17 protein-coding genes are annotated in these 19,235 nt (G+C 46.3%); 2 read left to right on the forward strand and 15 right to left on the reverse strand.

Translation table 11 applies throughout. The annotated features are described in order from the left end of the window. Positions 1 to 117: 117 nt before the first annotated feature. From H8K55_RS06655 to H8K55_RS06725, 15 genes are all read right to left on the reverse strand, one after another. A complete protein-coding gene (locus H8K55_RS06655; protein WP_186941297.1) occupies positions 118 to 1,395 on the reverse strand; it encodes a D-amino acid dehydrogenase in 1,278 nt (425 codons plus the stop codon). A 136-nt stretch (positions 1,396 to 1,531) separates the two neighbouring features. Continuing rightward, positions 1,532 to 2,647: an alanine racemase gene (gene alr, locus H8K55_RS06660; protein ID WP_186941298.1), complete on the reverse strand. Its 1,116-nt coding sequence runs from the start codon at positions 2,645 to 2,647 to the stop codon at positions 1,532 to 1,534. A 395-nt stretch (positions 2,648 to 3,042) separates the two neighbouring features. After that, the gene (ruvB, locus tag H8K55_RS06665; protein WP_186941299.1) at positions 3,043 to 4,110 is read right to left on the reverse strand and encodes a Holliday junction branch migration DNA helicase RuvB; all 1,068 of its coding nucleotides are present in this window, start codon (positions 4,108 to 4,110) and stop codon (positions 3,043 to 3,045) included. A 16-nt stretch (positions 4,111 to 4,126) separates the two neighbouring features. Beyond that, a complete protein-coding gene (ruvA, locus tag H8K55_RS06670) occupies positions 4,127 to 4,708 on the reverse strand; it encodes a Holliday junction branch migration protein RuvA (RefSeq protein ID WP_186941300.1) in 582 nt (193 codons plus the stop codon). Between the two features lie 266 nt (positions 4,709 to 4,974). Next, the gene (gene ruvC, locus H8K55_RS06675; protein WP_186941301.1) at positions 4,975 to 5,517 is read right to left on the reverse strand and encodes a crossover junction endodeoxyribonuclease RuvC; all 543 of its coding nucleotides are present in this window, start codon (positions 5,515 to 5,517) and stop codon (positions 4,975 to 4,977) included. Positions 5,518 to 5,802: 285 nt separating this feature from the next. Beyond that, positions 5,803 to 6,069, reverse strand: a complete 267-nt coding sequence (locus H8K55_RS06680) for a GIY-YIG nuclease family protein (RefSeq protein WP_186941433.1) — start codon at positions 6,067 to 6,069, stop codon at positions 5,803 to 5,805. 132 nt (positions 6,070 to 6,201) lie between these two features. Next, complete coding sequence (gene purH / locus H8K55_RS06685; RefSeq protein ID WP_186941302.1) at positions 6,202 to 7,767, reverse strand: bifunctional phosphoribosylaminoimidazolecarboxamide formyltransferase/IMP cyclohydrolase; 1,566 nt, start codon at positions 7,765 to 7,767, stop codon at positions 6,202 to 6,204. 22 nt (positions 7,768 to 7,789) lie between these two features. After that, positions 7,790 to 8,023 carry a helix-turn-helix domain-containing protein gene (locus tag H8K55_RS06690; RefSeq protein WP_186892113.1) on the reverse strand — a complete coding sequence of 78 codons (234 nt, stop codon included), beginning with the start codon at positions 8,021 to 8,023 and terminating at the stop codon, positions 7,790 to 7,792. A 133-nt stretch (positions 8,024 to 8,156) separates the two neighbouring features. Next, a complete protein-coding gene (dusB, locus tag H8K55_RS06695) occupies positions 8,157 to 9,191 on the reverse strand; it encodes a tRNA dihydrouridine synthase DusB (RefSeq protein ID WP_186941303.1) in 1,035 nt (344 codons plus the stop codon). A gap of 272 nt (positions 9,192 to 9,463) precedes the next feature. Then, positions 9,464 to 9,895 carry a TlpA family protein disulfide reductase gene (locus H8K55_RS06700; RefSeq protein ID WP_408057956.1) on the reverse strand — a complete coding sequence of 144 codons (432 nt, stop codon included), beginning with the start codon at positions 9,893 to 9,895 and terminating at the stop codon, positions 9,464 to 9,466. Between the two features lie 247 nt (positions 9,896 to 10,142). Then, positions 10,143 to 12,488, reverse strand: coding sequence for an EAL domain-containing protein (locus tag H8K55_RS06705; protein WP_230408511.1), 2,346 nt, complete (start codon positions 12,486 to 12,488; stop codon positions 10,143 to 10,145). Between the two features lie 220 nt (positions 12,489 to 12,708). After that, a complete protein-coding gene (locus H8K55_RS06710) occupies positions 12,709 to 13,626 on the reverse strand; it encodes an aldo/keto reductase (RefSeq protein WP_222612389.1) in 918 nt (305 codons plus the stop codon). Between the two features lie 238 nt (positions 13,627 to 13,864). Next, a complete protein-coding gene (locus H8K55_RS06715; protein ID WP_186941305.1) occupies positions 13,865 to 14,512 on the reverse strand; it encodes a DsbA family protein in 648 nt (215 codons plus the stop codon). Between the two features lie 55 nt (positions 14,513 to 14,567). Then, positions 14,568 to 15,683 carry an anhydro-N-acetylmuramic acid kinase gene (locus tag H8K55_RS06720; protein ID WP_186941306.1) on the reverse strand — a complete coding sequence of 372 codons (1,116 nt, stop codon included), beginning with the start codon at positions 15,681 to 15,683 and terminating at the stop codon, positions 14,568 to 14,570. Positions 15,684 to 15,840: 157 nt separating this feature from the next. Continuing rightward, positions 15,841 to 17,235: a M23 family metallopeptidase gene (locus H8K55_RS06725; protein WP_186941307.1), complete on the reverse strand. Its 1,395-nt coding sequence runs from the start codon at positions 17,233 to 17,235 to the stop codon at positions 15,841 to 15,843. Positions 17,236 to 17,514: 279 nt separating this feature from the next. Here H8K55_RS06725 and tyrS point away from each other — a divergent pair, with 279 nt between their 5' ends. Together tyrS and dtd are read left to right on the forward strand one after the other, a co-directional pair. After that, positions 17,515 to 18,774 carry a tyrosine--tRNA ligase gene (tyrS, locus tag H8K55_RS06730; RefSeq protein WP_186941308.1) on the forward strand — a complete coding sequence of 420 codons (1,260 nt, stop codon included), beginning with the start codon at positions 17,515 to 17,517 and terminating at the stop codon, positions 18,772 to 18,774. 4 nt (positions 18,775 to 18,778) lie between these two features. Next, positions 18,779 to 19,234: a D-aminoacyl-tRNA deacylase gene (gene dtd, locus H8K55_RS06735; RefSeq protein WP_186941309.1), complete on the forward strand. Its 456-nt coding sequence runs from the start codon at positions 18,779 to 18,781 to the stop codon at positions 19,232 to 19,234. The last annotated feature ends 1 nt before the right edge of the window (position 19,235 follow it).

The raw sequence follows: 19,235 nt of genomic DNA on the forward strand, positions 1-19,235 counted from the left end.
AAAGCTAAAACCCCTCAACGCAGAGGCGCGGAGAACATCAAAAACAGAGAAAACCTCTCTCTTAAGATTTTCCTCAGCGTCTCAGCGTCTCGGCGTTGAAGGGTTTTAAGTTTCATCTTAAATCGCAATCGGACGATTCACACTGCCGTAACGATCCATGTACAAACCTTCAGTGGAAATCGCTGGTTTTTTGTCGGAAATCAGATCTGCCAAGAATTGACCAGAACCACAAGACATCGTCCAACCTAAAGTGCCATGACCGGTATTCAAGAACAAATTACGATACGGCGTAGGGCCGATAATCGGTGTGCCGTCCGGTGTCATCGGGCGCAAGCCGGTCCAGAATTCGGCCTTACTCACATCGCCACCATGCGGGAATAAATCCGTCACGGAATGTACGAGAGTTTTGCGACGTGACTCACGCAAACGCAAATCGTAACCAGTGATCTCGGCGGTACCACCAACCCGAATACGATCACCTAAACGCGTAATCGCGACTTTATAAGTTTCGTCCATCACAGTCGATTCAGGCGCGCCTGTCGCATCAGTAATCGGCACGGTGATCGAATAGCCTTTGATCGGGTACACAGGAATTTTGATACCGAGTTCGCGCAACATAATCGGGGAATAACTACCGAGCGCTAAGACAAATTTATCTGCGGTGAAATTGCCTTTGGAAGTTTGCACACTCTTCACATGATCACCTTCTGCGATCACGCGTTCTATGCTTACGCCGTATTCAAATTTCACGCCTAGTTCCTCGGCCAACTTCGCCAAATTTTGCGTGAATTTAAAACAGTCACCGGTTTCATCACCAGGCAAACGCAGGGCACCAACGAATTTTTCGCGCACGTTTTTTAATGCGGGCTCAACGCGTAAACATTCATCACCGCTTAAAGATTCAAAAGGTACGCCATAGCGTTTAAGAATATCAATGTCTGCTTGCGAGCCATCAAGTTGCTGTTGATTACGGAATAATTGCAAAGTACCTTGCGTACGCTGATCGTAAGCAATGCCGGTATCTTCACGCAGTTGCTGCAACACATCGCGGCTGTACTGCGCCATGCGCAACATACGACCTTTATTGATCTCATAACGCTTAGTCGTACAATTCATTAACATCTGAAAGACCCAGCGCCACATGGCAGGATCGGTACTTGGACGTATCGCTAATGGACTATGCTCCATCATCAACCATTTAATCGCTTTCATCGGTACGCCAGGGCCAGCCCAAGGTGCCGAGTAACCAGGAGAGACTTCACCTGCATTCGCAAAACTAGTTTCTAAAGCCGCACCGTTTTGACGCTCAATCACTGTGACTTCATGCCCAGCTTTGGCCAGATAGTAGGCAGTGGATGTACCAATAACACCTGCTCCCAAGATCACTATTTTCATATTATTTCCCAATAAAATGTCTGAATACTCTTATGCGTTAACACTAAAAATTCTTTTTTGCCGCAGAGGCGCGGAGTTCATTTTTTCCAAAAAAACTCTGCGCTCGCTGCGTCTCTGCTACTCACAGATCAATCGACTAATCAACGTAATGTCGTTGATAACGCGGGCCTAGGCTGGTCAGAATTTCATAACCTATCGTGCCGGCCTGTTTCGCTACCTGATCGACAGTATTGTCCGGACAGATCAAATCGACCAGCGCTCCGGGATACAAAAGTTGTGGGTCAACGTGGCTGACATTTAAAGTAATCGTATCCATAGATACATTCCCGACCATAGGTGCTTCAACACCAGCGATATGCGCGACACCGCAGTTACTTAAGCTGCGCAACCAACCATCGGCATAACCTACTGACACAGTCGCAATACGAGACGGCTGAGTAGCGCGCCAAGTCTTGCTATAACCGACCGAAGCGCCCATAGGAATTTCGCGTGTTTGAATAATCCGGCCTTGCAGTTGAACCACTGATTGCATGGGGCTCTCTTGACCAGCGACTGGCGCGACGCCGTATAAGGCAGCACCCGGACGGGCTAAGTCAAAATGGAATTCTGGTCCAAGAAAAATACCCGAAGAATTCGCGAAACTGGCTTTCACATCGGGATATTGCTGACGCAATTGCGCGAGCAAGTTTTTGAAAGCGGCGAGTTGCATTTGATTCATAGGATCAAGCTGATCTTCTGCGCAAGCCAAATGGCTCATCACGTAGCGCAAGTCTATGCCTTCGGTGATAGAAAAATCATTCAGCCAAGTACGCAATTCCGCTTGCGACAAACCCATGCGCGCCATACCAGTATCGATTTGTATAATCGCAGGCAAGGCAATCATGCGCTCCTTAGCCAAATTACGCCAGGCTGTAATTTGCTGCAGAGAATTAAGTACAGGCGTACAGCCATATTCAATAAATTCGGCTTCATAACCCACAGGTGAGCCATGCATGACGTAAATCGCCACATCACGCGCGATGTGCGCACGCAGGCTAATGGCTTCTTCCAATTGCGCTACAAACAAATGACGACAACCTTCCGCCACCAAAGCTTTAGAAACAGGAATGGCGCCCAAGCCATAAGCATCGGCTTTAACCGCTGCACCGCACAGCGCAGTGCCAAGGCGAGATTGTAAAAAACGATAATTCGCCCGTAAGGCTTTTAAATCGATAGTGAGAAGAGCGCCAGCGCGCCCAGCTTCTTGTTGCATAATGACCTCTGTCAAACTAAACCTGCTTTTCATTGTAGAGCTTACGCAAAATAGTCCCGCGTTGTTGCATCACCTTGCCGTACAGTCGTACTGTCTGCAGTGATGCGCCTAGCTGGAACAATTTTGCGTAAGCCCTACTAGCAATCGCCGTGCCATGCAAGCTAGCATCGCACTACAGCACTTAAATCAAAGACTTAGCGAATTCTGGGTGAATTTTAACAGAATAGACTGTATCGAAATAAATACAATCAAAAAGAATGCAGATAGCGAAAATAAACTTCTCCCTATAGGAGGAGAGCTTTTTTGCTTGCCGTATCAAATTTAATACGGCGTATGAAATTTAGAACAAGCCAAACACGGAAAATACGTATTCAAAGCTCACAATATAGAAAAAATTAAGCTCCCCACAAATCCCCATTCGGATTGGTGCGCGGCGCAGTCAAGCCGAAATGCTCATAAGCGCTGGCGGTAGCGATACGACCACGGGGTGTACGTTGTAAATAACCTTGTTGTATCAGATAGGGCTCCAACACATCTTCTATCGTATCGCGCTCTTCGCCAATTGCCGCGGCGACATTATCTAAGCCAACTGGGCCGCCGCCAAATTTAAATAAAATAGCTTCGAGTAGTTTTCTATCCATCAAATCGAATCCAACCGCATCAACATCCAGCATCTTCAATGCAGCATCCGCCATCGGCTTAGTGATTTCGCCATTGCCTTTGACCTGCACATAATCGCGCACACGCCGCAGCAGGCGATTCGCAATTCGCGGAGTGCCACGTGCGCGTTTGGCGATTTCGAAGGCGCCATCGTCCTTAATCGGCACTTGTAGTAGCGATGCAGAACGCGTGACGATGCGACTCAGCTCTTCTGAAGTATAAAATTCCAAACGTGCCACGATACCAAAACGATCGCGCAAAGGATTCGTCAACATCCCGGCACGGGTAGTCGCACCGACCAGCGTGAATGGTTGCAAATCGAGCTTCACAGAACGCGCTGCAGGCCCCTCGCCTATCATGATATCAATTTGATAGTCTTCTAAAGCTGGATACAAAATCTCTTCAACAACAGGCGAGAGGCGGTGGATCTCATCAATAAACAAAACATCATTCGCCTCCAAATTCGTGAGCAATGCCGCAAGATCACCTGCACGCTCCAACACAGGCCCCGAAGTCTGACGTAAATTCACGCCCATCTCCCGCGCAATGATGTGCGCCAAGGTCGTTTTACCTAAACCCGGCGGGCCAAACAATAAGGTGTGATCGAGTGCCTCTTTACGCTGACGTGCCGCGCCTATAAAGATTTCGAGCTGGTCACGGATCTTCTCTTGACCTACATATTCATCCAGTTGCTTAGGACGTAAGGCACGCTCTATCGCTTCTTCGTTAGGTGAAGACGGTGTCGCCGCGATGATGCGGGTATCCACGAATTGCGTAGAGAGATTGTCGGTTTGTATGCTCATGTTTTTCTATTCGCGTTTAACTCTTAGACAAAGCTTTGAGTGCAGCTTTGATCCCATCCGAAACACCCGATCCAGCAGGTACCAACTTCAAGGCAGCCAAAGCTTCTTTATCTGAATAGCCGAGAGCCAATAAGGCGTTCAATATATCTGAACTATGATCGCCAGCGGCTGCAGCAAGGCCAGCGGCACCGAGATCTGCCCCCAGTTTGCCTTTGAGTTCTAGCAATAAACGCTCTGCAGTTTTCTTACCAATGCCAGGCACGCGCGTTAAACGCCCCGCTTCCTGTAAAGTAATCGCCTGCGCCAGATCAGCCACTGACATACCCGACAAAATCGACAAGGCAGTACGCGCACCGACGCCGCTGATTTTGATTAATTGTTTAAAGGTTGTACGCTCTTCGGCTGTACCGAAGCCAAACAAGACATGCGCGTCTTCACGAATCGCCAGATGCGTCAGAAGCGCCACCTTCTCACCCAGCGCGGGCAAATTATAGAAAGTGCTCATAGGCACATCAATCTCGTAGCCGACGCCTTGGCAATCGACCATGATTTGCGGTGGGTTCTTTTCGATGAGGGTTCCGGCGATACGACCTATCATGCTGGGCTTTCGTACTGTATAAATAAACAGTAATGGTAAACTATTCTTGGGGGCTTGTGGGGGGCTTGTTTTTTGTAAGAGTTGTTTCGCACTCGAATTGAACGCTTGATAATGACTCGATGTTTGCTAGCCATGTGTGGCCCGGCGGCCACTTCCTTTCTTTGCTTACTTTCTTTGGTCTATTTTCCAACCTATCGGGCCACTATCAACCTGTGAAGGATGAAAGTGCCGAAAATGAAATCTAATTCCAAAGTTAATTACAAAAACTACCCAATCAACCTACCCGCCCGCACGCGCAAGCCCTTCTTGGCCAGCTCAGGCGCAATAGCCCCAAGCGTTTTCAAAGTATCCCCACTATGCGCATGACAAATCGCCACGCCAAGCGCATCGGCAGCATCACTACTAGGCGTGCCAGACAAAGACAACAGCCGCTGCACCATATCCTGTACTTGTTCTTTTTTGGCTTTACCGTGACCAACCACACCTTGCTTAACTTGCAGCGCAGTATATTCAGCAACACTAAGTTCGGCTTGCACCAAAGCACAAATCGCCGCGCCTCTGGCCTGACCAAGTAATAGAGTGGATTGAGGATTGACGTTGACGAATACCTTCTCAATTGCAGCGCAATCAGGTTGGTAGGTTTGAATGATTTCTGTGACGCCGGAGAGGATAGTTTTCAGGCGTTCAGGCAAAGTGCCCTCGACCGTTTTGATCGTACCTGAGGCGATGTAAGTGAGCTTACTGCCCTGCTTATGGATGACACCAAAACCTGTGGTGCGTAAGCCGGGGTCTATGCCTAGGATTTTCATTGGTGTTTGTTTTCTGTGTATGAATTTATTGCTAAATTATACGCAGGTCTTGTGTGTTCGCGTGTTGGGATTCTGATCCGTAATTACTTTTTGTGTCGCTCAACGAACGCCGCTAGATTCCTGCCTTCGCAGGAATGACGGTCGATAAGTGCCGAGTTGAACTCTATATTCGCAGCTCCATTTTCCACACAAAAAAAACAGCAAACTATTTACCGTCGCTCCTGCGAAGGCAGGAGCCCAGTGGCGTTGGTTCAACAAGAGCAATGAACTGGGGTTGGATAAACACTACAAAATCGAACCATACAAATCATTCCAATAAGGATTCATCGCCTCTATCAAATTAATCTTCCACTCCCGTTTCCACTTCTTAATTTGCTTTTCACGCACAATGGCAGCTTCAATCGAATCGCAAGCCTCAAACCAAACAAGTTTGTCCACACCATACTTTTCAGTAAAGCTTGGTACAAACTTGTTTTTGTGTTGGAAAATTCGCAGAACTAAATCGCTCGTCACACCAACATACAAGGTGCCATTACGATCACTGGCGAGAATAGAAAGGAAAGGATGCGCCTAGAATTAAATTATCGGGATGCAGTTCAAGGCGCAAAGCGGAGCAATACGTTGGTATTGCGAGCATTTGCAACGCTGAAATGCGCCCGAGAATTTGATTATGGGCGTATTCTTTTAATGACGGAAGTGACGCACACCGGTGTACAACATCACCACACCACGCTCATCCGCAGCATCAATCACTTCTTGATCACGCATAGAACCACCTGGATGAATCACGCAAGTTGCGCCTGCATCGACCACGACGTCGAGGCCATCGCGGAACGGGAAGAAAGCGTCTGAAGCAACAGCAGAACCTTGCAAAGTCAAACCAGCGTTTTGTGCTTTGATCGAAGCGATGCGTGCAGAATCAATACGACTCATTTGACCTGCGCCTACACCTAAAGTCATGCCATTGCCGCAGAAGACAATCGCATTCGATTTGACGTATTTAGCCACGCGCCATGCGAACATCATGTCGGCCATTTGTTGTGGGGTTGGTTGCAATTTACTGACTACGCGTACATCTGCTGGCAAAACGTTTTTAGCATCAGGTGCCTGAACTAACAAGCCACCACCTACACGTTTTACGTCGTATTGATTGACACCAGAACCCAAAGGAATTTCCAACAAGCGTACGTTTTGTTTTGCCGCGAAAATTTGTTTCGCTTCGGCTGTGAACGACGGTGCGATCAAGACTTCAACGAATTGTTTTGCAACAGCTTCTGCTGCTGCGCCATCACATACAGTGTTGAAAGCGATAATGCCACCGAAGGCTGAAGTAGGATCTGTTTGCAAAGCTTTGCTATAGGCTTCCAATGCTGTCGCACCGATTGCCACGCCGCATGGATTCGCATGTTTGACGATCACACAAGCGCCCGTGTCAAAAGACTTCACGCATTCCCACGCTGCATCTGCGTCAGCGATATTGTTGTACGACAGTTCTTTACCTTGCAATTGCGTGTAGTTCGCCAATGCACCCGCGACTGGTGCCAAATCGCGGTAGAAAGAAGCCGATTGATGTGGGTTTTCACCGTAACGCATTTCTTGCACTTTTTCGAAATGCATATTCAAAGTTTGTGGATAAGCACTACGTGTAGTGTGTGCTTTATCTTCACCTAAACTAGTCAGGTAATTGGTAATCGCGCCGTCGTATTGTGCGGTGTGCGCGAAGACTTTTTTCGCGAGCATAAATTTGGTGTCGTAAGAGACAACATTATTGCCAGCCTTCATTTCTGCCAAGACCGTTGCGTAATCACTAGGATCGCAAATCACCAACACGTCTTTATGATTTTTAGCAGAAGAACGCAGCATCGTCGGACCGCCGATATCGATATTTTCAATCGCATCTTCCAAAGAGCATTCGACTTTCGCGACCGTTGCCTGGAATGGGTAAAGATTCACCACCACCATATCAATCGTTGGAATGCCGTGTTTTTCTAAAGCAGCCTGATGTTCAGGAAAATCGCGGCGCGCCAAAATCCCGCCGTGCACTTTAGGATGCAAAGTCTTCACACGACCATCTAGCATCTCTGGGAAACCTGTGTAATCGGCTACTTCAGTGACTGGCAATCCATTGTCAGCTAAGAGTTTTGCAGTACCGCCCGTGGACAAAAGTTTGATGCCCATAGCATTGAGTTCGCGTGCAAATTCGAGAACACCAGTTTTGTCCGAGACGGACAGGAGAGCTTGTTTGATCATAATAAAGAGAGATAATTAAAAATTAAAGAAGACCGTGCTGCTGCAACTTTTTGCGCAAAGTATTGCGATTAATACCGAGCATATCTGCAGCCTGAGATTGATTGCTATCGGTGCGTGTCATGACCATTTCTAACATCGGTTTTTCAACCGCTAACACCACCATATCGTAAATATTTGAAGCGGGTTGTTCACCTAAATCGCGGAAATATTTTTCCAGATTTTTATGGACGGCTTCTTGAATGCTTTCTTTACTCATACTGAATTTTCTTCTTATTAATGAATTCCTCGCTTAAAAACTACCGGGAATTCAAGGGTTAAACTAAATAAAACTTCCACCAAAATCGTACTAAATCGCACAAAATCGTGCCAACAAGAGCGACAAAACGACATCAAGCAGCCAATGCCTGAGCCAGCTCGTCGTTCGTGTTTATCTCGGAGGGGCGGTATTGTAACCGTTCTGTCGGCCGGCTATCAAAAAACATTTTGACCGCGGCCAATTGCTCCTCACAAGTTTCCAACTTATTCATTTGTTGACGAAAGGCTTCGCCATCAATTAAATCTTCCACATACCAACCTATGTGTTTGCGTGCGGTACGCACGCCCATGAACTCGCCATAAAACGCATAATGTTCGCGCAAATGGCGATCCAACAAAGCGCTAACTTCCGACACCAATGGCGCTGGTAAATAAGTACCTGTTTTCAAATAGTGCTCGATTTCACGAAATATCCACGGTCTGCCTTGTGCAGCGCGCCCAACCATAATCGCATCTGCCCCCGTCACTTCCAACACGTACTTAGCTTTCTCTGGTGTCGTAATGTCGCCATTGGCAACTACGGGAATGTTGACTTGCGTTTTGACCGCGGCGATCGTGTCGTATTCAGCTGCGCCTTTATAGCCATCGGCACGTGTGCGGCCATGCAAGGTCAACATCGCGATGCCAGCAGATTCCGCGATACGCGCTATCTGCAATGCATTTTTATTCGCTCTATCCCAGCCTGTACGGAATTTCAAAGTAACAGGGACATCAACCGCAGACACCACTGCATCAAGAATTTCACCGACTAATTTTTCATCTTGCAATAAGGCCGAACCACACCAGGCGTTGCAAACTTTTTTCACTGGGCAGCCCATATTAATATCGATAATTTGTGCGCCTTTATCGACATTGTATTTAGCACATTCAGCCAACATCTTAGGATCAGCTCCAGCGATCTGCACCGCTTTCGGTTCTATTTCACCTTCGTGATTAGTGCGGCGTGTGGACTTTTCGGTTTCCCATAATTTAGGGTTCGAAGCAGCCATTTCGGATACCGCATAACCAGCGCCCAAGTCTTTGCATAATTGGCGAAACGGTCTATCCGTCACACCTGCCATAGGCGCGACAAAAATATTATTCTTCAGCTGATAGGAGCCAATTTGCACGATGTTAAAACCTTGGGGGAGTCAGAGGAATTTCGGGGAAGCGCTATTCTACCTGAAAAGCTGCCTAAATAATTAGCAAAACTATGCGAAATTGTGGATTCGTTCGAACAATTTTTTTTAATTTAGAACAGATTTTCAATAGACTTTTTTGGGTCTTGTTACTTATTTATTGCTTCTTAATTGCTTATTGATTGCACTTTGATTGCTAATCGAAAGGCGAGATGGTTTGTGAAGCGAAATGTCGACGAACAGAATCAATGTAGAAATGCCATTCAAGTTTTCGCCAGTTCTTTGGCAAGTAATTGATTTAACTCATCAAAAGAAGGTTCGCCAACATAACGCTTGATAATATTTCCTTGTTTATCAATAAGGAAGGTCGTCGGCGTTAATCTGACATCACCAAATGCTTGCGCAATTTTCCCTTCCAGATCAAGCACCACATGAAAAGGTAATTGCCTGGTTTCCGTAAAATTGAGTACATAATTAGGTGGATCGTAACTCATTGCTACGGCAACAAACTCTAAGCCCTGAGCACGAAATTTTTCATAACTAGCTATCATATGCGGCATCTCTTTAATGCAGGTCGCACATGATGTCGCCCAAAAATTAACCATGTACACTTTTCCATGCAAAGCTTGCTGGCCAATTTTCTTACCTTGAATATTGGTATAGTCTAATTTTGGTGCAGCTTGCTTGCCGCTCATGGTTTGATAGGCAAACAAGCCAGCCAAAATAAGTCCGACAGCAATGAGGATGCTCAGCTTAAAAGAGCCCGTCTGTCTTCTTGTGCAAGTGTGTGTTGACGCCGTAAACATGTTCTATCTCTTATTTTTTCGTGACAATGGATGTGCCAAGCTACGATTATACTTTGCTTCGTCAGCTCTGTTCACGTCTCCAGCCCTATTCGTATTCGCTAAACGTCTATCTAAATTCATTTGATGAAAGTAAGGCTTAGGCTTGCAACTGCGCCTTGACTTGAATTTGATTCGCCATCCACACATCAGGTGCAGTTGGACGTGAATACAAAAATCCTTGCATAGAATCGCAATCATTAGCGATCAAGTAATTTGCCTGCTCTTCGGTTTCCACGCCTTCAGCAACCACTTTTAGGCCAAATTGCTTTGCCATCGATAAGATAGAACCGACGATGGCGGTTCCGTTCGCGTCACCCGGAATATCTTGCACAAAACTTTTGTCGATTTTTAATTCATACAAAGGCAAACGTTTTAAATAATTCAAACTTGAATAACCGGTACCAAAATCATCGATCGAAAACCGGATTCCTAAAGCCGAGAGCTTACTCATACGTGCAATTGTTTCTTGCAAATTATCGATAAACAAACCTTCGGTAACCTCAAATATCAGATTTTTCCCGCTGATTTCTTGCGCAGCTAAAGTAGCAGTCACCTTATCCACAAAATCTTTTTGCCTGAACTGCTTAGGACTGACATTGATTGACAATGGAAAGTGATGGCCTTCCAGCTGCAAACTTTTAAGAATATTGCAAGCTTCAGATAACACCCAGTCACCCAATTTGACGATCAAACCTGACTCTTCTGCGAGCGAGATAAATATCGCTGGCGATACCATGCCTCGCTCCTTGCTATGCCAACGCATCAGTAATTCAGCGCCTACTGCAACGCCTGCGTAATTCACCTGTGCCTGCATGACCATCTGCAATTCATTTTGTTCCAATGCTTTAGCAAGATCGCGCTCCAGAGTAAGGCGATGTTCAACCTCAGTTTGCATATTGCCTTCAAAGAAGGCTATTTGATTGCGTCCTGCGGATTTCGCTCTATACATTGCCGTGTCAGATTCACGCAAGAGGTCGTCTACATTTTGTCCTGCTTTCGGCATCAGACTCACGCCAATGCTGCAACTCGAACTGTAATTTTGGTCATTGATTAAAAAGTCTTGAGACAAGGCATGACGAATTTTTTCGGCGATCGTCAAAGCCAATTTGCCAGCGATTTCTATATGCGAATCTAGGCTATCCACCAACACCACAAATTCGTCGCCACCAATGCGTGCGACCGTATCGACTTCTCGCAGTAAATGACTCAGGCGATTGGCAACTTCAATCAATAAGATATCGCCAGTTGCATGACCACGGGCATCATTAATCGTCTTGAAATGATCAAGGTCGATAAATAAAACCGCACTAAAATTACCAGTACGTTGTGCATTCGCAAGCTGCACACTCATGCGATCGCGTAATAAGCGACGATTAGGTAAGCCAGTCAACACATCAAAAAAAGCGAGTCTATAAATATCCAACTCCGCTTTTTTTCTATCTGTAATATCGCGTTCAATCGCAACGTAATGCGTACATACGCCTTGATGATTATTAATCGGTCGAATATCAACTTCCAACCAAAATTCTTCCTTGGACTTGGTGTAACTAATAATTTCTGAACGGATTGCATGACGCGTACTCATGGCCGAACGTATTCTGTGAATTTCATGAATATCAGAATTCGGCCCGTATAGCATTTCAAGATTACTACCTATCGCTTCATCTCGACTATAACCTGTGCTACGTTCAAAAGCTTTATTGACGAATACAAGATGCGGGCCATTTTCATTCAAATTATTATCGGTGATCATCACCATGTCATTGAGATTTTCAACTGCTGCTGAAATTAATCGCAATTCTTCATTGGCATGCTTTAATGATTTTTGCTCCGCCTGTAGCGACAAACTAATCTGTAGATGCTTACGCAAAGATTCTTCAAGCCTGCGCAATAGCACCGCGCAAGACACGGTAATGACAGAACTAATGAAAGTGAAATTTAAAGTGATAATGACCCAGCGTAGAAAAGGTCGGTCGTGATAACGATCAAATTGCAAATTTATATCAAAAGCATAACCGATCGATATTAGGGTGACCGCATTAAGTACCAATACAAAAATAGCCGGCCGCAAGCCCAATAATAGAGCTGCCAATACCGGAACCGCCATTAAATAGATCTGACTGACTGGACCGACCTTAAACAGAAAAAAGACCCCAACGCCATACACGATCAGTAAAAAATTCCAGCTTCTCGCGGTGAAACTGAGAGTACGCCAACGCCACAGGGCGACCAACCACCCGATGGCCAACACGTCGGTTAAGACAATGGAATAAAGCTGATCACGAACCGCCATCATGACACTAGGTATGGCTGTGATAGTCCCCAACACCAAGGCGACTGACAATATCGCACTTAACATTTGATCGCGCCAAAATTGCAGATCCCGTGTCGGCAAGCGTTGCGCGCGTAAAAATCGGCGTAGAAAAGGACGAACTATCTTCAATGACTACTCCCTAGTGCTGCAGACTTTGATGAGTCAATAATTCATCAAGAGATGGTGGATTGATTTCTCAAATCCACATCTCAAGCATTAATCTTATGTACACAATCATTCTGCAGGATTACAAGAAGTTAAGACCAGCAAGTGTTCTTTTATACGCCGAATCTAACTTGCTGAAAAGTATTTTTTAAAGTTCACAGCAAAAGCAACGACAATGCTGAATTTATGGCAACTCTAGCCCGCTAGCGGCGCGCCATAGGTCAAACCATTGTTCACGCGACAGACGACAATCTAGGGCTTGCACGGCCTCGGCCAAGACTTTCACTCTACTAGAGCCAGTCAATACCATGGGTTTTGAAGGCAAATTCAGAACCCAAGCAATGGCGACTGTTGCGGGGCTGAGATCAAGTTCGTCGGCAATCCGATTTAAGACTGCATGGAGCTTTTGCCCTTGCGGATGTTGCTCTCCAAGCTCACTAAACAGACGTCCACCAGCCAAGGCTGACCATATCATAGGGATGACACGTTTGCGCTGACATAAGTCAAAACTACCATCGTAAATAGGGGCGTGCTGCAGCAAAGAACATTCAAGCTGATTTGTCATCAAAGGAAAACGTGAATCTAACAAATCGAATTGTGCGGGAGTAAAGTTAGACACACCAAAATAAGCGACTTTGCCACTTTGCTGTAAATGCATAAAAGCCTCTGCAATCTCATCCGCATCCATCAAAGGATCTGGTCTGTGGATCAGTAATAAATCAATTTTTTCAATCTGCATACTACGCAAAGAATTTTCTGCAGAAGCAATAATATGCGCAGCGCTAGTATTGTAAATATGCGCTCGTTGTTGCGGTCTTTGTGCAGACGGAAACTGAATCCCGCACTTGGTCACAATCTGAAATTGTTGGCGTAATTCCGGAGCTAATGCGAATGCCTCGCCGAGCAAAGTCTCGCTAGTATAGTCACCATAAATATCTGCTTGGTCTATCGTGGTAATTCCTAAGTCCAGCGCAGCTCGCAAAAATTGCACGCGCTCGGCGGGTGACATCTGCCATGAAGACAGCCGCCACAGGCCGAGAACGATGCGTGAAAACTCTGGGCCATGTGGCGCAATTGTGATGCGTGAACTGATCATAGACATAGCGAGGCTATCCTGTTTAAAAAATAAAGAATGGGATTAATGCCATTATCTTCGATTTTCAAATGTATAACCGCGAAGTACTAAAACATCTTTTTCAAACTCAGTTCATAGCTATGCTACTGTCGCCTATCCATTTTGTAGGTATCTACAATGAGCTATACTGCAAAATTGAACTCGCGAATTATTCTTAACGCCAAATTGATTAATAAGCTCGATCCCAATTTCAAAATTCACTCCGCTACAGCGCTTCATGAAAACTATCACGCAAATCCTGTGCTTTGGCATAGCCCGAACTCAAGGTATGCAAACCATCTTCCTTCACCAGCAGCAACATAGGAAACCCACGTACGCCCCAGCGTTGAATTTGCTCGAAATGCTGACGTGTTTCCTCTTTGCTGTCTGCTGAACTCAAGCTTTCTTGGAAACTGGCGACATCAAAAGCCTCACTGTTGTCATATGCGTTTAAGGCTTGTACCGCGACTTCTGCCAAGACCTGTTCATTCGTCACATCTTTCGCTTCAGCATAAAACGCATGCTGTATTGCCTCAAAGACTGCGAAGTTAATCTTAGTCGGCATGTCTTCGGTTAAGATTTTTGCAGTGACCACCGCACGACATGCAGGCTCAGTGTCATAGATAAATGCAGGTTTATCGAGACCTGTCATATCAAACGGCAATCCACTTACTTGTCGTACTTTTTCCCAATGCGACAAGATCATTGTGCGTTGATCCGCATCCATAGTCTGTTTATTGTAAGCGCGCAAACCACCCAATACGATATCAAGTTCAGCATCAGGAATGTCCGCCAAGAACTGTTTCAATTCATGACTAAATCCATAGCACCAAGAGCACATAGGATCTGCAATATATAAGAATTTATTCGACATACGATTGATTAACTTCAGTAGTTTTTGGGGTGGGATTATTCGAGATCTTCCAGGCTTACGCCGGATACAGAGCACCTAGAATTCGTGCGCCGCGCGCCGCGGTGACATCGCTAAGATTGCCCGCCTCTCGCTGCACAAATCGTTGCGCCAACCAAGCGAATGCGAGTGCTTCTACATGATGAACTTCGACACCCAGAGACTCGGTGGTATCCCAATGCACTTGCGGCAAAGCTTGTGCTAAGGCTTGCATCAAACTGACATTATAAGCGCCGCCGCCACACACATAGACAGCGACACATTCTGGCGCGAATTCACGTATCGCATCAGTGATACTTTGGGCAGTAAACGCACATAAAGTCGCTTGTACATCAACGACGCTCAGATGTTTAAAAGCCTGCAATTTTTGTTGTAGCCATGGTAGATGAAAGAAATCACGTCCCGTACTTTTTGGTGGAGATTGGCGCAGAAAAACTTCGTCACACAGGCTTGCCAATAATTGCGGATCAGGCTGACCTTGCGCAGCCCAAGCACCATTCGCGTCATAGGCCAAGCCCTGATGTTGCAATATCCAGGCGTCCATTAAAACGTTGCCCGGACCGGTATCAAATCCTGTGGTGCGACCATCGGCATGTAAGATACTGATATTGCTGATTCCGCCAATATTCAACACCACGCGGCATTCGCCTGTCTTTGCGAATACAGCACGATGAAAAGCCGGCACCAGAGGCGCACCTTGTCCGCCCGCAGCGATATCCCTGCTACGAAAATCGGCGATCACATCAATCCCGGTCAACTCCGCCAATAAAGCCGGATTATTAGTTTGCCGGGTGAAGCCCAAATCAGGCCTATGGCGTATCGTTTGCCCGTGTACGCCTATTGCTTGAACTTGCAAATTCGGATGTTGACGACGTAACTCAGTCACACATTCTGCGTAGACGATTGCCAATTGATTTGCCAACGCGGCTTCGCGTTCAATTTCATTCTCGCCCGCTTGCTGCAAGGCCATCGCTTGCTGCTTCAACTCAGTAGAAAAAGGAATGTGGGCACTCGCCAATAACTGCATTGCAGTGTGATTATTTCCCGCTGTACTGTCAGGGAAAGCGACCAACACGCCATCTACGCCATCCAAGCTGGTACCTGACATCAGACCTATGTAATTTTTGAGACTCATTGGATTTGTTTGTTATCTATTTTTGCTGTAGCAATCAAAGCGAAGTGGTGCAACATGGTGCCAAGTAATCGGAAATAATGCGCAATAATGCGCAATAATGCGCAATTCCTGACAATAAAAAAGCCGAACTAAGTTCGGCTTTTTGCTTCTTAAGAATCTAGCGTGCCGCCACCAGCGCCGCTGAGTTTCGTTCTGGTCGCAGTAAATCAAAACGATGTGCCATATCTGCGGCAACCACTCTGAAGCGCGTCAATTCATGTGCGGCCAATGCAGCAGCGCTTTGGACGCTGATGGTATTCGGATCACGTGGCTCATTATTCACACGGAACTCATAGTGCAAATGCGGTCCTGTTGACCAACCGGTAGAACCGACATAACCAATCACCTGACCTTGACTAACACGTGTACCTTTGCGTGAACCAGGTGCAAAGCGACTCATGTGCGCATAGGCTGTGCTGTAACCGTTCCAGTGTTTAACAATGACCATATTGCCGTAGCCACCTTGTGGGCCAGCATGTTCAATCGTACCGTCAGCAGAGGCACGAATCGGCGTACCGCTAACTGCAGCAAAATCAATCCCTGTATGACGTTTCCACTTACCAGAAATCGGATGCACGCGCATAGAAAAACCAGAAGATACGCGGGAGAATTCCAGTGGCGATTTCAAGAACGCCTTCTTCAAAGATTTACCATCAAAACTATAATACCCACCTTCGCCAGCGCCTTCGTCAAACCAGACCGCTTGCGCTAATTTGCCTGAATTTTTGAATTCACCGGACAACAAACGCCCTGTCTTCACCAGTTCACCATTCAACCAGAATGTTTCGTACACCACGTTGAAATAATCGCCGCGTTGCAGGCGACGGAAATCAATGCTGGTTTCAAACATTTTGACGATTTGATCGGCAATCGGTGCCGGGATCAAGGCTTTATCCGTTGCGACGAATAGAGAAGATTGAATATCGCCAGAGCGCATTTCTATACGGCGCTCTAATTGTTCAACGACTTCCGTCGCTTTAAAACCATTTTGATCATTGCGTGACACTAATAAAGTTTTAGTGCCATTATCATTACCATCCAAACCAACACGCAGCCACTCTAAAGTACCTTCGTCGGTCGTCTTCACACGAATAGACTTGCCAGCGCGGGCTTGCAGAACACTGCGTGCGACAGGATCAGTTTTCAAGAAGTTTGCAGCATTGACGTCATCGACGCCCAAACGCTGCAATAAAGACGCCAAGCTATCGCCGCGCTGGATCTTTTCTTCTTTCACATAATGCTGTTGTTGCAAAACAATCTTAGAAATTTGCTCATCCAAAGATGGCATTTGCAATTCTTGACTAATTGTTTTAACGGGGAGATTGGCGGCGTCAGGTGCTAAAGGAGCAACACCGACCGCACCAACTGCGCACACTGCGAAGAACAAGCCAGTAAAAGGAATCACACGCGAAGCGCGCATACCGCGCAGATTCGCAATACTGATTGCTATCAAAGACTGGGCTCTAACTTGTGTAGTTGCAGCTAAATGACGGAATTTATCGGATAAACGCATGCAATAAGTTAAAATTGATGTTTCGCTGCCAGATCTTGGGGCTGGCAGTTAACAGAGTGTTAGCAAACCCACTCCTTTTATTTTTATTAACTTAAGGTGGGGCTTAAAAATTGTCGCCTGATTGTAAAGCAAACAGCGAATAATGCAAGCTGCCGATTATGTGAGGAGCGCACTTTTTTCGCTAGCCCTGTTACAAAACTTTTTGATTTTTTTCAATCCCATTTGATCCATCCGGAATTTAGTTTAAATTTTTTGTTTAATTAATTTATTAAAACCATCATGACTTCGCCACAACACAATGACAAAGCGCCAGGCGCAACCCCACTTTTGCCACTTTCAGATGCAGTGCAGCATGCATTAGCAGTTACCAAACGTGGTGTGGACGAACTCTTGATTGAATCTGAATTCGCGCAAAAGCTCGCGCGTAGTGAAAAGACCGGCAAACCATTACGCATTAAATTAGGACTTGATCCTACAGCACCCGACTTACACCTTGGTCACACCGTAGTCTTAAACAAAATGCGTCAGTTGCAAGATTTGGGACATACGGTCATTTTCCTGATTGGTGACTTCACCTCCATGATCGGCGACCCATCTGGCCGCAATGCAACGCGCCCACCGCTGACACGCGAACAAATCGAAGCCAACGCCCAGACTTACTTCAAACAAGCATCCTTGGTCTTAGATGCTAGCAAAACTGAAATTCGTTATAACTCGGAATGGTGCGATCCCCTCGGCTCACGTGGCTTGATTCAATTGTCATCAAAATACACGGTGGCGCGTATGATGGAGCGTGATGATTTCACCAAACGCTTTAAAGCTGGCACGCCGATTTCTGTACATGAATTTCTGTATCCATTAATGCAAGGTTACGACTCCGTTGCTTTGCACGCAGATCTGGAACTCGGCGGCACTGATCAAAAATTCAACTTGCTGGTAGGTCGCGAACTGCAAAAAGATTACGGACAAGAGCCACAATGTATTTTGACCATGCCTTTGCTAGAAGGTTTGGATGGCGTCGAAAAGATGTCTAAATCCAAGAACAACTACATCGCCATTACCGAGCCAGCGAATACCATGTTTGCCAAAGTCATGAGTATTTCTGACGAAATGATGTGGCGCTACTATGATTTGCTATCGTTCTGCTCTTTGGAGCAAATCGCACAATACAAAAAATCCGTCGCCGAAGGACAAAATCCCCGCGATATCAAAGTCGCCATCGCACAAGAAATCGTGACGCGCTTCCATAACAAACAAGCCGCAGAGGACGCGTTGGCAGATTTTGTAAACCGGTCTAAAGGCGGCATCCCTGACGACATCGCTGAAATCACTTTGAGCGGCGCACCAATCGGTATCGCCCAATTGTTAAAGCAAGCGAATCTATGTGCATCGACTTCTGAAGCCATGCGTATGGTCGATCAAGGTGGCGTGCGCATTGATGGCGCGGTAATCAGCGATAAGCAATTACAAGTGCAAGCAGGTACGGTTGTACTGCAAGTTGGCAAACGTAAATTCGCCAAAGTGACTTTGAGCGCATGATCGTATGATCGCATTATTGCAAAGAGTCACGAACGCCAACGTGGTTGTTGAGGGCGCGACGATAGGTGCGATTCAGGCAGGACTGATGGTCTTGGTTTGTGCGGAACGCAATGACACCGAAAAAGAGGCCGAGCAATTACTGACAAAATTGCTCAGCTATCGCGTGTTCTCAGACGATGCTGGCAAGATGAATCGCAGTGTCACCGATGTGCAAGGCGGCTTATTGTTGGTACCGCAATTCACACTGGCTGCCGATACGCAATCCGGCACCCGCCCTTCCTTCACACCCGCTGCACCACCTGAATTAGGTAAACAATTATTTGATTACTTTGTCGCGCAGGCACGCTGTAAACATGCGGTGGTTGAGACCGGGCAATTTGGCGCCGACATGCAAGTTTCACTCACCAATGATGGCCCGGTGACCTTTTGGCTGCAAACCAAATCCAAAGCAGAAAAATAAA

Source organism: Affinundibacterium flavidum (assembly GCF_014284175.1).
In the GTDB taxonomy this organism is placed as follows: domain Bacteria; phylum Pseudomonadota; class Gammaproteobacteria; order Burkholderiales; family Burkholderiaceae_D; genus Undibacterium; species Undibacterium flavidum.

What these genes read in the sequence shown, in the direction of transcription:
- dtd (WP_186941309.1), top strand. Translation starts at nt 18,779, where the DNA reads ATGATCGCATTATTGCAAAGAGTCACGAACGCCAACGTGGTTGTTGAG.
- tyrS (WP_186941308.1), top strand. Translation starts at nt 17,515, where the DNA reads ATGACTTCGCCACAACACAATGACAAAGCGCCAGGCGCAACCCCACTT.
- H8K55_RS06655 (WP_186941297.1), bottom strand. Translation starts at nt 1,395, where the DNA reads ATGAAAATAGTGATCTTGGGAGCAGGTGTTATTGGTACATCCACTGCC.
- H8K55_RS06715 (WP_186941305.1), bottom strand. Translation starts at nt 14,512, where the DNA reads ATGTCGAATAAATTCTTATATATTGCAGATCCTATGTGCTCTTGGTGC.
- H8K55_RS06725 (WP_186941307.1), bottom strand. Translation starts at nt 17,235, where the DNA reads ATGCGTTTATCCGATAAATTCCGTCATTTAGCTGCAACTACACAAGTT.
- H8K55_RS06690 (WP_186892113.1), bottom strand. Translation starts at nt 8,023, where the DNA reads ATGAGTAAAGAAAGCATTCAAGAAGCCGTCCATAAAAATCTGGAAAAA.
- alr (WP_186941298.1), bottom strand. Translation starts at nt 2,647, where the DNA reads ATGCAACAAGAAGCTGGGCGCGCTGGCGCTCTTCTCACTATCGATTTA.
- ruvA (WP_186941300.1), bottom strand. Translation starts at nt 4,708, where the DNA reads ATGATAGGTCGTATCGCCGGAACCCTCATCGAAAAGAACCCACCGCAA.
- ruvC (WP_186941301.1), bottom strand. Translation starts at nt 5,517, where the DNA reads ATGAAAATCCTAGGCATAGACCCCGGCTTACGCACCACAGGTTTTGGT.
- H8K55_RS06720 (WP_186941306.1), bottom strand. Translation starts at nt 15,683, where the DNA reads ATGAGTCTCAAAAATTACATAGGTCTGATGTCAGGTACCAGCTTGGAT.
- H8K55_RS06710 (WP_222612389.1), bottom strand. Translation starts at nt 13,626, where the DNA reads ATGTCTATGATCAGTTCACGCATCACAATTGCGCCACATGGCCCAGAG.
- H8K55_RS06700 (WP_408057956.1), bottom strand. Translation starts at nt 9,895, where the DNA reads ATGAGCGGCAAGCAAGCTGCACCAAAATTAGACTATACCAATATTCAA.
- purH (WP_186941302.1), bottom strand. Translation starts at nt 7,767, where the DNA reads ATGATCAAACAAGCTCTCCTGTCCGTCTCGGACAAAACTGGTGTTCTC.
- ruvB (WP_186941299.1), bottom strand. Translation starts at nt 4,110, where the DNA reads ATGAGCATACAAACCGACAATCTCTCTACGCAATTCGTGGATACCCGC.